16 protein-coding genes are annotated in these 13,917 nt (G+C 71.7%); 12 read left to right on the forward strand and 4 right to left on the reverse strand.

The annotated features are described in order from the left end of the window. The 4 genes from C2L59_RS32280 to C2L59_RS32295 all read left to right on the forward strand — a co-directional run. Positions 1-640 (forward strand): type VII secretion-associated protein (locus tag C2L59_RS32280; RefSeq protein WP_103353326.1); only part of this gene is annotated, 640 nt, incomplete at its 5' end. Positions 641-733: 93 nt separating this feature from the next. Beyond that, positions 734-1,003: a hypothetical protein gene (locus C2L59_RS32285; RefSeq protein ID WP_370444803.1), complete on the forward strand. Its 270-nt coding sequence runs from the start codon at positions 734-736 to the stop codon at positions 1,001-1,003. Positions 1,004-1,258: 255 nt separating this feature from the next. Further along, positions 1,259-1,585, forward strand: a complete 327-nt coding sequence (locus C2L59_RS32290; RefSeq protein WP_103353328.1) for a WXG100 family type VII secretion target — start codon at positions 1,259-1,261, stop codon at positions 1,583-1,585. 58 nt (positions 1,586-1,643) lie between these two features. After that, a complete protein-coding gene (locus C2L59_RS32295; protein WP_004559383.1) occupies positions 1,644-1,937 on the forward strand; it encodes a WXG100 family type VII secretion target in 294 nt (97 codons plus the stop codon). Between the two features lie 165 nt (positions 1,938-2,102). Here the strand turns inward: C2L59_RS32295 and C2L59_RS32300 are convergent, their stop codons facing one another. Beyond that, positions 2,103-2,801, reverse strand: a complete 699-nt coding sequence (locus tag C2L59_RS32300) for a DUF4333 domain-containing protein (protein ID WP_103353329.1) — start codon at positions 2,799-2,801, stop codon at positions 2,103-2,105. A 27-nt stretch (positions 2,802-2,828) separates the two neighbouring features. Further along, positions 2,829-3,722 carry a hypothetical protein gene (locus tag C2L59_RS32305; RefSeq protein WP_103353330.1) on the reverse strand — a complete coding sequence of 298 codons (894 nt, stop codon included), beginning with the start codon at positions 3,720-3,722 and terminating at the stop codon, positions 2,829-2,831. A 261-nt stretch (positions 3,723-3,983) separates the two neighbouring features. On the opposite strand from C2L59_RS32305, the gene rplM reads away from it, so the two are divergent. The 3 genes from rplM (at position 3,984) to glmM (ending at position 6,491) form a co-directional block, all read left to right on the forward strand. Beyond that, positions 3,984-4,436, forward strand: coding sequence for a 50S ribosomal protein L13 (gene rplM / locus C2L59_RS32310; RefSeq protein ID WP_103342438.1), 453 nt, complete (start codon positions 3,984-3,986; stop codon positions 4,434-4,436). A gap of 14 nt (positions 4,437-4,450) precedes the next feature. Continuing rightward, positions 4,451-4,972: a 30S ribosomal protein S9 gene (rpsI, locus tag C2L59_RS32315; protein WP_086679272.1), complete on the forward strand. Its 522-nt coding sequence runs from the start codon at positions 4,451-4,453 to the stop codon at positions 4,970-4,972. Positions 4,973-5,156: 184 nt separating this feature from the next. Further along, positions 5,157-6,491, forward strand: a complete 1,335-nt coding sequence (glmM, locus tag C2L59_RS32320; RefSeq protein WP_103353331.1) for a phosphoglucosamine mutase — start codon at positions 5,157-5,159, stop codon at positions 6,489-6,491. On the opposite strand, the gene C2L59_RS32325 is transcribed toward glmM, so the two are convergent. Further along, a complete protein-coding gene (locus C2L59_RS32325; protein WP_103353332.1) occupies positions 6,477-7,361 on the reverse strand; it encodes a cytochrome P450 in 885 nt (294 codons plus the stop codon). The two genes, glmM and C2L59_RS32325, sit on opposite strands and share 15 nt — an antisense overlap. Before the next feature lie 30 nt (positions 7,362-7,391). Here C2L59_RS32325 and C2L59_RS32330 point away from each other — a divergent pair, with 30 nt between their 5' ends. From C2L59_RS32330 to C2L59_RS32350, 5 genes are all read left to right on the forward strand, one after another. Next, positions 7,392-8,921, forward strand: coding sequence for a fatty acyl-AMP ligase (locus C2L59_RS32330; RefSeq protein ID WP_103353333.1), 1,530 nt, complete (start codon positions 7,392-7,394; stop codon positions 8,919-8,921). Beyond that, positions 8,914-9,174, forward strand: a complete 261-nt coding sequence (locus tag C2L59_RS32335; RefSeq protein WP_103353334.1) for an acyl carrier protein — start codon at positions 8,914-8,916, stop codon at positions 9,172-9,174. The genes C2L59_RS32330 and C2L59_RS32335 overlap by 8 nt, the downstream gene beginning before the upstream one ends. Before the next feature lie 167 nt (positions 9,175-9,341). Then, entirely contained in the window at positions 9,342-9,656 is a 315-nt protein-coding gene (locus C2L59_RS32340; protein ID WP_233223798.1) for a hypothetical protein, read from the forward strand. After that, complete coding sequence (locus C2L59_RS32345; protein ID WP_103353336.1) at positions 9,656-12,193, forward strand: WXG100 family type VII secretion target; 2,538 nt, start codon at positions 9,656-9,658, stop codon at positions 12,191-12,193. Before C2L59_RS32340 ends, C2L59_RS32345 begins: the two co-directional genes overlap by 1 nt. A 19-nt stretch (positions 12,194-12,212) precedes the next feature. Then, a complete protein-coding gene (locus C2L59_RS32350; protein ID WP_103353337.1) occupies positions 12,213-12,683 on the forward strand; it encodes a hypothetical protein in 471 nt (156 codons plus the stop codon). A gap of 22 nt (positions 12,684-12,705) precedes the next feature. Here C2L59_RS32350 and C2L59_RS32355 read toward each other — a convergent pair whose 3' ends face one another. After that, positions 12,706-13,530 carry a dienelactone hydrolase family protein gene (locus C2L59_RS32355; protein WP_103353338.1) on the reverse strand — a complete coding sequence of 275 codons (825 nt, stop codon included), beginning with the start codon at positions 13,528-13,530 and terminating at the stop codon, positions 12,706-12,708. Between the last annotated feature and the right edge of the window lie 387 nt (positions 13,531-13,917).

The following is a 13,917-nucleotide window of genomic DNA, read 5'->3' on the forward strand; positions in this document are numbered from 1 at the left end:
CGCCGGGCAGCCCGCCCTGCCCGCCCAGCCGGCCCAGGCCGGTCCGCCGTCCGGGGTCCGGCCCGCGGCCGAACCGGCGGCCGGGAAGAGCCGCCGGAAGCTGTGGAGCGTCGTCACGATCGCGGTGGCCGTCGTGGCCGCGCTCGTCGTCGGCGGGATCTTCGTCTTCCGCGACCGGGGGAACCAGGCCGAGAGCGGCCGGACGCTCTCGCAGTACAACTTCAAGTTCGTCGCGCCCCAGGACTGGGTGCAGACCGACGACCGGGTCGCCGAGCGGCAGGTGGTGATCCACCCGCAGGAGTCACCGGGCGGCAACGACCTCCTGGTGGCCCAGGAGTACGTGATGGACTACGACGCGACCGCCGACCCGCAGAAGCTCGTCGACGAGCTCAAGCGCAGCGCGGACAACGATCCCGCGCGCTGGAGCGCGTTCAACCCGAGCCTGTCGTACGCCGGCAAGACCGTGATCGGGTACCACGAAAGCAAGCCGGACCGGCCGGACCTGCAGGTCGACTGGTACGTGGTGGCGAAGGGCCGGATCCGGGTCCACGTCGGCTGCCAGTACGCCACGGACGGGCTGCGGGACCGGGTCGGTGCCGCGTGCACGCAGGCCGTGCGCACCGTCGAAATCCTCAACTGAGAGGCGGGCACGCGGGTGCCGTCCGGAGAATTCGAAAGCGCCGCGGCGTCCTTCCGGCGGGCCGGCCAGGACGCGGTGACGCACGCGCGCCGCGTGGCCGGGACGGCGAAGGCGCGGAACCAGCGCCACCACAGCGAAAACGCCGACCTCCTGAAGCAGAGCGGCCGCGGGACCAAGCCCGGCGACCCGACACCCGGCACGCTGCGCGCGGCCGCCGAACGGTTCCGCCGCGCCCGCGGGCTGGCGGTTCCGGCCGTTCACGATCCGGTTCCTTCGCGTTCGCAATCTTCCGCGCGAACCCCTCGACCGGGTGACGACGACGAAGACTTTTCCCAGATGCGAATTCTGCAACGCGATCAGTGAAACCGCGTCGCCGGTTGCTGTGCGCGTGCTAATCCCGCTGGTAGAGAAGGCATTTCCGGGTGACGCCCCACTGGTTCGGGGTGTGCTGGAGATACCGGCGGCGACCGGTTCCCGGTGCGGGCGTTAACGCAAGCAACTACTTCCGGAAGAACCACGACAAGGGGGAACCGGACATGGCAGTGTCTGCGTCGTAGGGCCGTACGAACGAACAAGCTTGGTTACGGCCAACTCCACATCACAGAAGGGGGTCCCGACATGAGCGGTGGGCCTGGTTTTCAGGGGACAGTCGCCCAGTTCACCGATGCCGAAGGCAAGGTGACCGAGGTCCGGGCGCAGATGGACCAGAACCTCGCGACCCTGCGCGACCGCATCGAGGCCACCCGCGCCGGCTGGCAGGGTGAGGCCAAGAAGGCGTTCGACCACGTGATGCTGCGCTTCGACGACGACGCCCGCGGCATGGCGCAGGCGCTGCAGCGCATCGGTGAGCTGCTCCGCGAGGCCGGTTCCAAGTACGAGCGCTCCGAGCAGCAGCAGCAGGAGATCCTCAGCGCCGTCAACGCGGGCTTCGACCAGCTCGGCTGAGCGCCACCCGACTTTTCCGAACGCCACCTGAACTTCCTCCGCACAAAAGGAGCTCATCATGCCTGACGCACCCGGCATTCTCGTCAATTACGCCACCATCCGCGCGGCCGCCGACGACTGCACCCAGACCGGTGGCGAGCTGCAGACCGCCTTCGACCGCCTGAAGGACGACCTGAAGCCGCTGGTCACCACGTGGACCGGTTCCGCGAAGGAGCAGTACGACGCCGCCCAGCGCACCTGGGACCAGAAGTTCGAGGACCTGAAGCAGGTTCTGGCGCAGATCGCCGCCGCCCTGCCGCAGATCGCCGACGGCTACCAGGCCACGGACAACGCCGTCGAAGGCCTGTTCTGAGCCGCTAGCCCCGGAACCCACGGCGGGCCCGCACTCCGGTGCGGGGCCCGCCGTTTTCCGTTTGCGGGCAAGGAAAGCGGCGGGGGTGGTCTCCCCTCAAGGAGGCGCAACCGCCGCGCTCGGGCCCGACGCCGAAAGCCCTTTCCTGCGCCGCCGCCGACGGGCTCAGCGGGGCGCGCCGACCTCGTACTCGGGGCGGTCGTTCAGCACCCGCACCGTCACCTTCTTCTGCTGGCCGCCGATCGTCACCGTGCAGTCGAACGTCGTGCCGTTCTGCGTGGGCTCGTTCGCCGGGCACTGGGCGTTCTTCACGTCCGGCTCGCCGTAGTTCTCGTTCAGGACCTTCACCACACCGTCCTGAAGGGACTGCTGGTCCAGCACGTCGCCGCGGAACGCGCCCAGCAGCCACGCCGCGCCGCCGCCGAGGGCGAGCACCAGGACCGCGGCGAGCGCGATCAGTGCCGGCTTCTTCGACTTCGGCTTCTTCTCCGGCCCGGCCGGGAACGCGCCCAGGCCGCCGTACTGCGCCTGCTGGAACCCCTGGAACCCGCCGCCGTACTGCAGCTGGCCGTGGCCCGGCGTCGGCGGCTGCTGCTGCGGCGTCGGCTGGGACGGCGGCTGCCACGGCTGACCCGGCTGCCACGGCCCCGAGAACGAGCCCGACGGCTGCCCCGGCTGCCACGGGCCGGTGTAGGACCCGGTGGCCGGGTCGGGGGTCTGCTGCCACTGCCCGGAATGCGGGCCGGTCGCCGCCTCGGGCGGGCCGCCGACGGGACCGGGCGGGCCGCCGGGCGAACCGCCGGGCGGGTTCGACGGCGGCTGCCACCACTGCTGCGGCGGCCGCGGGTCGGACGGCTGGGTCATCGGAGATCACCTCGGGTCGTGGCCATTTCAGCTGCCCTGCGCTTCGCCGAGCCGGCGGTAGAAGTCGTCCATCGCCGCCCGGTCCGGCAGCACCGTGATCTGGCTCGCGTCCGGCAGCTTCGGCATGTCCTGCAGGCTCGCCTTGCCGGTGAACCGGAACTCGTACTTGAGCTCGACCTGGTGGCCGTCGCCGGCGAACTTGGCCTCCATCGCGAACGAGGCCAGGCTGCCGTCCGGGTTCAGCGTGATCGTCGCCGGGACCGCGGCCTTCTTCAGCTCCGGCCCGACCTGGCCGGTGATGCTCGGCGGCAGGATCTCCACCTTGTCCTTGACGAAGATCCCGAACGGCACGTTCACGGTCAGCGCGGTCTTGCCGTCGCCGAGGCTCTTCGCCCCGCGGACCGCGCGCTTGTCGGCCTCGTAGGCCTCCACGGTCGAGTCGGCCATCCGGCACGGCGTCAGCACCCCGCCCCAGGCGCACGGCACGACCAGGCCGCCCTCCGGCTTCGGCATCGACACCCACGCCGTCGGCGAGACGCCCTTCTGCACGTACACCGGGCCGAGGTAGGTGTACTCCACCGTGCCGTCCGCGGGCGTGTACGTGTCGATGATCTCGTCCGGGTTCTTCTGCGACCGGTGCCGCACCGCCCGGCTCTCCGGGCTGCCGGTGCGCGCCGACGTGACGGTGCTGTGGATCCACTTGTCGTCGAACTTGAAGTAGGCGTCCAGCGAGTTGGTGACGTCGCGCGAGTCCGTGATGGCGTCCGAGAGCTTGCCGATGATCTGCTCGAACTTGGCGCCGACGTAGTCCGCTGCGTCGTCGCCCTTCGGCAGCGCGGTGCCCGCCTTCGCTGTGCCGCAGGCGCTGACCAGGGCCAGCAGGGCGCCCAGGACGAAGATCGCCGTCGGTCGTTTGCTCATGCCGTCCCCTGCTCGACTGGTGCCGTCCGGATGGCCCCATCCTCGCGTGTCGCGGTGACGCGTGCAGGCGGTTCGGCGGGGAAATCCGGTAGGGTCCCGGCTGCGCCCGGGCCGTCCAGAGCCTAATATGGGTGCATCCACCACCCCCCATGCGCGGGTGCGGTGACCGTGGGGGTATCTTCATATGTCGTTGTGCGCTGCGGCGCGTAAGCGCTAGGCCCGCACAGAACCCACACGCAATGTTGACGACGAGGTAGACCCTTGCCCACGTACAGCCCCAAGCCCGGCGACGTCACTCGTGCCTGGCACGTGATCGACGCCGAGGATGTCGTGCTCGGACGGCTGGCGACCGAGGTCGCCACGCTGCTGCGCGGCAAGCACAAGCCGACCTACGCCCCGCACGTGGACACCGGTGACTTCGTCATCATCGTCAACGCCGAGAAGGTCGCGCTCACCGGTAACAAGCGCGAGCAGAAGTTCGCGTACCGGCACAGCGGTTACCCGGGCGGCCTGCGGAAGCGCTCGTTCGGCGAGCTGCTGGACACCAAGCCCGAGCACCTTGTCGAGAAGGTCGTCAAGGGCATGCTGCCGAAGAACAAGCTCGGCCGCGCCCAGGCGAAGAAGCTGAAGGTGTACGCCGGCTCGCAGCACCCGCACGCCGCGCAGCAGCCGCAGGCGCGCGAGATCACCAAGATCGCGCAGGTCGCGCAGTGAGTGAGGAACAGTCTGTGACCAGCACCGAGACCGAGACCCCCGAGGTCGTCGAGGCCACCGAGGCGACCGAGACCGGCGCCGTCGCGACCAGCGAGACCCCGGTCGCCACCAGCGAGTCCGCTGCCGCACCGCGCCCGTCGCGTGCCGCCGGCGGCAACGCGCAGACCGTCGGCCGCCGCAAGGAAGCCGTCGTCCGCGTGCGGGTCGTCCCGGGCACCGGTGTGTTCAAGCTCAACGGCCGCACCCTCGAGGAGTACTTCCCGAACAAGGTGCACCAGCAGCTCATCCGCGAGCCGCTGGTCACGGTCGAGAAGCCGGACTCGTTCGACATCTTCGCCAACCTCCACGGCGGCGGCGTCTCCGGTCAGGCCGGCGCGCTGCGCCTGGCGATCGCCCGTGCGCTCGTCGAGGTCGACGCCGACGACCGCCCGGCCCTCAAGAAGGCTGGCTTCCTGACCCGTGACGCGCGCGCCACGGAGCGGAAGAAGTACGGCCTCAAGAAGGCCCGCAAGGCCCCGCAGTACAGCAAGCGCTGATCGCGCCCCTGGCGCAACCCACCGGAGCGCCCATCCGTCCATCGGATGGGCGCTCCGGTGTTTTCCAGACCCGGCGTTTCCCGGGGTGTGTCGGTTCCGTGGTCCGGAGCGACACTCGGGGGTGGGGTAACGCGGTCCACCCACGTCGCTAGGTTGTCGTGGTCATCCACAAGGAGGTCGATCGATGGCTCGCCTGTTCGGTACCGACGGGGTACGTGGCCTGGCCAACGCCGAGCTGACGCCGGAGCTGGCCCTGGCGCTGGCGGCCAGCGCCGCCCGCGTGCTGGCCGCGCATGACCGCTCGCACCGGCCGGTCGCGGTCGTCGGCCGTGACCCGCGCGCCAGCGGCGAGATGCTCGAAGCCGCCGTCGTCGCCGGTCTCACCTCCGCGGGAGCCGACGTCCTGCGCGTCGGCGTGCTGCCGACGCCGGCCGTCGCCTACCTGGTCGGCTCGCTCGAAGCCGACCTGGGCGTGATGATCTCCGCGTCGCACAACCCGATGCCCGACAACGGCATCAAGCTCTTCGCCGCGGGCGGGCACAAGCTCCCCGACGGCATCGAGGACGAGATCGAAGCCGGCCTCGCGGACGGCAAGATCCGCCCGACCGGGGCCGGTGTGGGCCGCGTCACCGACGTCGAGGACGCTCTCGACCGCTACGCCACCCACCTGGTCGACGCGACGCCGCACCCGCTCGCCGGGCTGAAGGTCGTCGTCGACTGCGCGAACGGGGCGTCGTCGGCCGCCGCGCCCGAGATCTACCGCCGGGCGGGCGCCGAGGTGGTCGCGCTGTTCGCCGAGCCGGACGGCGTCAACATCAACCAGCACTGCGGCTCGAACCACCCGGAGAAGCTGCGCAAGGCCGTCGTCGAGCACGGCGCCGACCTCGGTATCGCGCACGACGGCGACGCCGACCGCTGCGTGGCCGTCGACTCCGCGGGTGAGCTGGTGGACGGCGACCAGATCATGGCGGTGCTGGCGCTGGCGCTGGCCGAGGCCGGCGAGCTGACCAAGGACACGCTGGTCGCCACCGTGATGAGCAACCTGGGCCTGCACCTGGCCATGAAGGCGCACGGCATCTCCGTGGTCACGGCCGCGGTGGGCGACCGGTACGTCCTCGAGGAGCTGCGGGCCGGCGGCTTCGCGCTCGGCGGCGAGCAGTCCGGTCACGTCGTCCTCCCGGCCCACGCCACCACCGGCGACGGCCTGCTCACCGCGCTGCGCCTGATGAGCCGGATGGCCGAGACGGGCAAGTCTCTGGCCGACCTGGCTGCGGTGATGAACCGGCTGCCGCAGGTGCTGGTCAACGTGCCGGTGGCCGACAAGGCCGCCGTCGCCGGCTCCTCCGAGGTCCGCGACGCCGTCGGCCAGGTCGAAGCCGAGCTGGGCGAGGAAGGCCGGGTGCTGCTGCGCCCGTCCGGCACCGAGCAGCTGGTCCGCGTGATGGTCGAGGCCCCGGCGCAGTCGACGGCCCAGGCCGCGGCCGACCGTCTGGCCGGCGTCGTTTCAGCCGTTTCCTGACGCGAGGGTGACCACGGCCCGCTCCGGGCCGTGGAACACCGGGTGGGTCTTCCAGCGGACTTCGCCCACCCGGCACCCGCCGTCGAGCAGCTTCGCCAGTGCGGTGAGCGCGATCTCGCCCTCGGCCACCGCGACACCGGAACCCGGGCACGCGTGCCGGCCGAGGCCGAACGGCAGGCCGTCGGCCAGCGAGATCGCCACCGGGCCGTCCGGGCCGAAGCGCAGGACGTACCGGGCCGGGCAGATCGCCGCCACCAGCTCCCGCACGGTCCGCGGCCCCGCCGTCGCGAGTTCGAGGCCGGCGCAGGCCAGGAAGTTCAGCGAGTTCTCGTAGGCCGCGTGCGCCAGCACCACGGCGTTGATCACCAGCTCGTCCTCGTCGAGCCGCCCGGCCGCGTGGGCGTCCCGCAGCGCCGTCAGCCCGCCCGGCCCGGCCGCGGTCCGGCTCAGCTGCACCGCGAGCCGGAACGCCGCCGCCTGCCCGGCCCGGTCGGCGCCGCCGAAGACGTCGAGGTTCGCCGTGGTCGCTTCCAGGCGGTCCAGGAATTCGTCGTCCAGGTCGACCCCGAGCACCGCCGACGTCACCACCCCCGCCACCGGCCGCGCGAAGTCGCGGACGAGGTCGAACGACGTCCCCAGCCCGGCCACCACGGCCTCGATCCGCACCCGGAGGGAGTCGGGGACCGGCTCCAGCCCGGCGATGATCTCCCGCAGCACCGCGCGCACGCGGGTGTGCGCTTCGCCGTCCCGCAGCAGCAGGCTGGGTGAGCCGCCGCCGGGATCCGACGTCAGCTCGGGGGAGCGCAGGGCGCGGGCGCACGCGTCGCGGCCGGAGACCACCCCGATGCCGTGCCGTTCGAACTCGTCCATCGCTGCGACACGGTAGGGCAGGATGGGGCCGTGCCGCCCGCAGACGTCCCGGACGACGTCCTGACCACGCCGTTCACGGACCACCTGCTCCGCAACGCGCGTGCCGACCGCCCCGCGTTCACCTGCCGCACCTTCCCGGGACCCACCGACCACACGCTGACCTGGCCGCAGGTGCTCGCCCGCGTCCGCGGGGTCGCCCGCGAGCTGCGGCGCGTCACCCGGCCGGGCGACCGGGTGGCGATCGTGGCCCGCCAGGACCTCGGTTACGTCCTCGCCTTCCTCGGGACGCTGTACGCGGGACGTGTCGCGGTGCCGCTGTCCGTCCCGGCCGGCCGTACCGGCCGCGCCCGGATCGAGTCGGCCTTCGCGGACGCCACCCCGGCGGCCTGCCTCACCTCGGCGGAGTTCCGGGACCAGGTTCCGCCGGCGACCGTGCTCGTGCTCGAGGACATCGAAGACGACGACGCCGAGCCGCCCGCCGCCGTGGCGATGACCGACCCGGCGTACCTGCAGTACACGTCCGGCTCCACGCGCCGCCCGGCCGGTGCGGTGATCTCGCACCGCGCGCTGGTGGCGAGCTGCTGGCAGACCACCCGCTGCTACCACGCCGGCGCGTCGACCCCGCTGGCCGGCTGGGTGCCGTTCTTCCACGACATGGGCCTGGTCCTGCTGATCGGCACGCCCGTCTTCCTCGGCTCGCGGTCGGTGTTCTTCACGCCGATGGAGTTCGTGCGCGACCCGCTGCGCTGGATCCGGCTGCTGGCCGAGCTGCCGGGGGTCGTCTCCGCCGCGCCGGACTTCGCCTTCGGCCTGGCCGCCGAGGCGGTGTCCGGCCTCGAAGCCGTCGACCTTTCGCAGGTCAACGCCCTGCTGAACGGCAGCGAACCCGTCCGCGCGGACACCGTCGAAGCCTTCGCGGCAGCGTTCGCCCGGTTCGGGCTGCCGCGCGCCGCGCAGAAGCCGGCCTACGGGCTCGCCGAGGCGACGGTGTTCGTCACGAGCGCCGGCGACGAGGGGCCGACGATCACGGCGTTCGACGGCGAACCGCGGGTGTCCGTGGGGCGGCCCTACGGCCAGCGGATCCGCGTTGTCGACCAAGAGATCCAGGTGGCCGGCCCGAACGTCGCCGACGGCTACTGGGGCCGGGACGACGTGCTCGCGCCCGGCGGCTGGCTGCGCACCGGCGACCTCGGGTTCGTCCACGACGGACAGCTCTACGTCACCGGCCGGCTCAAGGACCTGATCATCGTCGACGGCCGCAACCACCACCCGCAGGACATCGAGGCCACTGTCGAGGCGGCGCACCCGAGCGTCCGGCGCGCTGCCGCGTTCGGCGTGCGGGACGGCCGCGGCGAAGGCGTCGCCGTCGTGGCCGGGTGCACCGCGCCGGACGCCTCGGTCGAGACGGCCGTGCGGCGGGCCGTTTCGGCCGGGCACGACCTGCCGCTGCGCGCCCTGTGGCTGGTGCGTCCGGGCGAGGTGCCGCGGACCTCCAGCGGCAAGGTGTCCCGCGCCGCAGCCCGCGAACGCTGGTGGGGCGAGAATGGGCGCCATGACTGATTCGGGGGCCTACGTCGACGAAATCCGGCGGATCATCGCCTTCGCGCTGGAGCTCCCGCCGGAGCGGCTCACCGACACCACGCCGTTCGACGACATCGGCATGACGTCCCGGCAGCGCATCCAGCTGCTGGCGCGGGCCGAAGTGACCTACGGCGTCTCGGTCGACCTGGACGAGCTCGACCGGCTGGTGGACATCCGCGGCGTCGCCGAGGTGATCGCCGAGGCGGTCGCGGCGCAGCGCCTCCGGGAGTAGCTCCCGGGCGGGTGCACTTCGCGGAAGCCCAGGTCCGCCGCCCGGCCGGACGCTAGACTCCGTGTGCATCTGCGACGGCACCGAACGGTGTCCGGGCGCGTCACAGTCCCGGAACGTCAGCGAGACTGTGACATCGCAGGACTGCGGGATCGAAGGGGGCAGCGACCATGCCGGACGGGTATGCAGCGAGTTCGGAGGCGATGACGCGGGCGCAGGTGCGCCTGGCGGACGTCGCCGACGACCCGGCGGCCGAGGCCAAGAAGGTCGCGCCGACCGAGATCGTCGCGGTGGACTTCGGCCGCGTGCACCAGGAGAGCTTCGGCAAGTACAAGGCCGGGCTGGACGAGATCGGCGCGGGCCTGACCGGGTTGTCGAACGCGCTGCTGAACCTCGGTGGCGGCATCGGGACCGCGGGCGGCAAGTACACGACCCAGGAAGCGAATGCCGGGGCGACCGCGAACCAGGCCGGGGGTAACCGCTGATGGCTGACTGGGCCGAAATCAAGAAGATCCTCGATGACCCGAACGTGTCCATGGACACGAAGACGAAGCTCATGGAGGAGTACGACCGCAACACCTTCAACTTCAACGACGAAGAAGAAGAGTACGCGAAGAAGTACATCGAAAACTATTCCGACGGTGGCGGCGGCTGGGACCCGTTCGACTCGAACGACACCGACGAGATCGTCTCCGAGGCGAAGCAGGAGTCGGCCGCCAAGAACCAGGAACACCAGCGGCAGACCGCCGAACGCGACCAGGCGAAGAAGAACCTCGACGGGATCGCCGCGCCGACGCTGGGGGCCGGCGCGAAGAGTTCCGACGAACAGCTCGACCAGGGCAACGTCGCGGTCGACCTGCTCGCCAAGTGGACCGACGAGGTCTGGAACCAGATCAAGGGCGGCGAAGGCGAGAAGAAGAATTCCCAGACGGACCTCAAGGACAAGTTCCACGAGAACCGCGGGATCCAGTACCAGAAGTTCCTGAGTGACGCCGACGACCTGAGCAAGGCCCACAAGGTCGTCGAGGACACCCTCACCAAGAGCGACACCGAGCTGCAGACGCTCTTCGGCGAGTGGAAGGGCAAGGGCGCCAACGCGGCGGAGATCAAGTACGACGAGACGATCAAGCCGCACGCCAAGGAGCTCTCGCAGCAGATCGACGGCGCGGCGAAGCTGATCCCGGAGACCGTGTCGCAGGTCTACACCGCGGTCAAGAAGAAGGTCGACGAGGTCCTGCAGCTGCACCGCCCGGTGATCGCCGAGGCCGACATCCCGATGGCCAAGGACGTCCTCAAGATCGCCAACGGCGACACCGGGGAGTTCGACGACTTCATGAAGGTCGCCGGCTGGATCGACGCCGTCAACGCGAAGAACGGCAACCCGTCGAACCTGTCCGAACGGCTGCAGAACGACGACTGCGGCTTCAACGACGAGAACAAGGAGTACGGCCGCAACGTCTGCCGCTACTGGCGCGACGGCGCGTTCGCGACCGAGTACAAGAGCCTGATCAACGCCTTCGACGGGTCCTGCAAGGCGGCCAAGCAGACGATCGACCAGCAGTTCGGCGCGCTCGCGCGGTACCTGGACGGCTACCGCAACCAGCTGACCGAAGCCAAGAACGACGGCAACACGGGCAATACCGGGAACACCGGCAACACGGGGAACACCGGCAATACCGGGAACAGCGGGAACACGGGCAGCACCGGGACCGGCAGCACGGGGAGCTCCGGAACGGGCAGCACCGGGACCGGGGGCGGCGGCACGACCACGCCGTCGGCCGCCGAGCCGCCCAAGGCCGAAGAGCCGCCGAAGCCGGAAGACGGCAAGAACCCGATCACCGGCAAGCCGCTGGAGGTCGACCCGTCGACCGGCCAGCCGTACCCGATCGACCCGAAGACCGGCGAGGCCATCAAGGACCTCGACGACACCGACACGGTGTCGGTCAAGAAGGGCGACAACACGATCACGATGTCCGAGCCCGACAAGGAGGGCAAGCAGGACATCTCCGTGGACGACGGCCACGGCCACAAGAAGGACTACCACCTCGACTGGGGTGACGACGACAAGACCGGCGACAAGGCCGACGGCAAGGGTGCGGACGGCAAGGACGGCGACAAGGCGTCCTTCGGCCCGCAGGGCAGCCAGGCGGTCAAGGAGGGCCAGCCGGGCGCGGACGGCAGCTACAAGCCGGGCCCGGACGGCAAGATCCACATCCAGGACGGCAACCTCAAGATCACCGCCGAGCGGCCGGAGGGCCCGGACGGGCCGACGATCGTGACCGTCGACGACGGCAAGGGCGAGCCGACCACCTACACCCTGGACGAGAAGGACGACCCGAAGGCCGCCGACCTCAAGGCGGACGTCAAGCCGGTGGCCGACGACGTGTCCGGCGCCGGTATCCGGCACGACGCGAACGCCGAGTCCCCGCTGACGAAGGACCCGGCGCCGGCCACCCCCGACCCCGGCTTCACGCGCAGCGAAGCGGTGCCGGGCGGGTTCACCGCACCCGGCGGCTTCGACGGCGACCTCGGCGGCGACCTCGGTGGCGGCAGCAGCGTCGGCGCCGAGCCGGCGGTGGCGACGGCCGACGCGGGCGCGGGGACCGGCGGTGGTGACGCGACCACGACGGCCGGCGCGAGCAGCTTCGGCTCCGCCGTCACCGGCGGCGGGTCGCCGGACTTCGCGGGTGCCGTGTCGCTCGACCCGGGCGCCCAGACGGGCAGCGACGCCTCGCTGCCGATGTCCGACGGCGGCGGCGGGCTCGGTGCCACGCCGGTCGACCCGGGCGTGCACCAGGCGGCGGCCGCGAGCGCGTCGGGCGCGGGCGGGATGTCGGGCATGGGCGGGATGGGCATGATGGGCGGCATGGGCGGCGCCCCGGGCGGGGGCGGCGGCGACCAGCAGCGCGGGCCCAGCCAGTACCGCATCGAGGGCGGCGTGTTCGAAACCAGTGGCGCGAAGGGCCGGATCAGCGGCTCGCTCGACGACGAGGGTGACCGTTCGATCCGGTACGACCGGTGACGAGGGCCGAGGAGGGCCGATGAGCAGCGCCGAAGACCGGTATCGCGCGGCGATCTCGACGATGGAAGCCGCGGCGCGGGAGCAGGACGAGCAGCGGGGGCTGCGCGAACGCCGGCTCGCCGAGGCCCAGCAGCAGGCCCGCGAGGGCATGCAGAAGGAGCTGGCGGCCGCGCAGAAGTACGCCGAGCACATGGACGAGCTCAACAAGCGCAAGCAGAGCGCGGGCGGCTGGGCGACGGAGAAGACGCTGGCCGACAAGTCCCGCGAGTCGCTGATGGAGTTCGGCGTCCACGACGAGGAAGCGGACACGGGCTACACGAACTACCCGACGCCGAGCTACGGCACCCCGGCGCCGGCGGCGGTGGTCCCGCCGCGGCCGGAGCCGGTCCCGGAACCGCCGGCGGCGGCACCCGAGCCGCCGCGGCGCGGGCGGCACGCGCGTCAGCCCGACGACGAGGACGACTTCTCCAGCACCAGCTGGCTGGTCTGAGACCGCGAAGAGCCCGTCCGCGTCAGTGGGCGGGCTCTTCTTCGCGCTCGATGGGGGCGCGCTTGACGTCCGCCTCGAGCAGGGGCCGGTACTTGTCGGTGCCGGTCAGGTGGGTCAGGAAGAACGCCGTGAACAGCGCGCGCGTGAGCTGCTGCGTCTTGCGGTGCGGCTTGCCGTGCATGATCAGCTGCGACCAGTGCCGGCCTTCGGTGACGCCCAGGTGGGACGCCTTGCCGAGCAAGCGCAGCTGGACGTCGTCACCGCCCCAGGCCCCGGCGATCGCCTCGGCGTGCGCGACGGACGGGGCGACCAGGTCCGCCTCCGCGGCCAGGTGCAGGCCGGGGACGGTGATCGCCTTCGCCGACTCGGTGGCCGGCGGGAGCGTCTGGGCGGCGGTGATGGTGGCGACGGCCTTGATCCGCGGCTTCTCGCTCTGCGCGTCCTGCGCCGCGGCGAGGACGGCGGACCCGCCGCCGGTCGAGTGGCCGGCCAGGCCGAGCTTGGCGGGGTCGACGCTGATGCCGTCCGGCCCGAGCCGCACGGTCGTGACGACGTCGAGGGTGGTCAGCAGGTCGGCGGCGAGCAGCCGGTGCGAGGGCAGCGGCCCGCGCTGGGTGGCCGGCGCGGCGGCGACGATGCCCCAGCTGGCGAGGTGCCGCAGCAGCTGCCGGTACCGGTCGGGCGGCTGCAGCCACCCGTGCCCGAAGGCGACGGCCGGCAGCCCGAGGCCGGCCGCCGGCGTGTAGACCACACCGGGCAGCCCGATCAGGGCGAGATCGCCCCGCAGGACCTCGTGCGGACCCGGGTGCGTCAACTCCGCGAGCAGCTGCTTGGGCTTGCTGGCCATGGCCGGAACCCTACTGTGCGCACCCGCCCCCGGCTCGCCCGCCGCCCCGGCGCGCCGCACCCCGAGGGTCGGCTCACGTACTCAGACGGTCGGCTCGCGTACCCCGAGGGTCGGCTCGCGTGCCTGGACGGTCGGCTCGCGTACGCGGATGGTCGGCTCGCGTGCCTCAACGGTCGGCTCGCGTACGCGGATGGTCGGTTGGCGTGCCCGGTGATCCGCCCGCGGGGGCGCCCCCCGTTTTCCACGCTACCGGCAGGCACCGACAGTTTCGGGCGCCCGAGCGACCCTCCAGGTACGCGAACCGACCATCCGGATACGCGAACCGACCTCCCGGGTACGCGAACCGAGCCTCCGGGTTCGTTGTATTGGTTTGAACCACTCGGGCGG

The sequence above is a fragment of the Amycolatopsis sp. CA-128772 genome, from assembly GCF_002904295.1.
GTDB lineage: Bacteria > Actinomycetota > Actinomycetes > Mycobacteriales > Pseudonocardiaceae > Amycolatopsis.

Coding starts and splice junctions, on each gene's coding strand:
- C2L59_RS32295 (WP_004559383.1), top strand. CDS start 1,644: ATGCCTGACGCACCCGGCATTCTCGTCAATTACGCCACCATCCGCGCG.
- C2L59_RS32335 (WP_103353334.1), top strand. CDS start 8,914: ATGACTGATTCGGGGGCCTACGTCGACGAAATCCGGCGGATCATCGCC.
- C2L59_RS32350 (WP_103353337.1), top strand. CDS start 12,213: ATGAGCAGCGCCGAAGACCGGTATCGCGCGGCGATCTCGACGATGGAA.
- C2L59_RS32290 (WP_103353328.1), top strand. CDS start 1,259: ATGAGCGGTGGGCCTGGTTTTCAGGGGACAGTCGCCCAGTTCACCGAT.
- C2L59_RS32355 (WP_103353338.1), bottom strand. CDS start 13,530: ATGGCCAGCAAGCCCAAGCAGCTGCTCGCGGAGTTGACGCACCCGGGT.
- C2L59_RS32345 (WP_103353336.1), top strand. CDS start 9,656: ATGGCTGACTGGGCCGAAATCAAGAAGATCCTCGATGACCCGAACGTG.
- C2L59_RS32340 (WP_233223798.1), top strand. CDS start 9,342: ATGCCGGACGGGTATGCAGCGAGTTCGGAGGCGATGACGCGGGCGCAG.
- C2L59_RS32305 (WP_103353330.1), bottom strand. CDS start 3,722: ATGAGCAAACGACCGACGGCGATCTTCGTCCTGGGCGCCCTGCTGGCC.
- glmM (WP_103353331.1), top strand. CDS start 5,157: ATGGCTCGCCTGTTCGGTACCGACGGGGTACGTGGCCTGGCCAACGCC.
- C2L59_RS32325 (WP_103353332.1), bottom strand. CDS start 7,361: ATGGACGAGTTCGAACGGCACGGCATCGGGGTGGTCTCCGGCCGCGAC.
- C2L59_RS32300 (WP_103353329.1), bottom strand. CDS start 2,801: ATGACCCAGCCGTCCGACCCGCGGCCGCCGCAGCAGTGGTGGCAGCCG.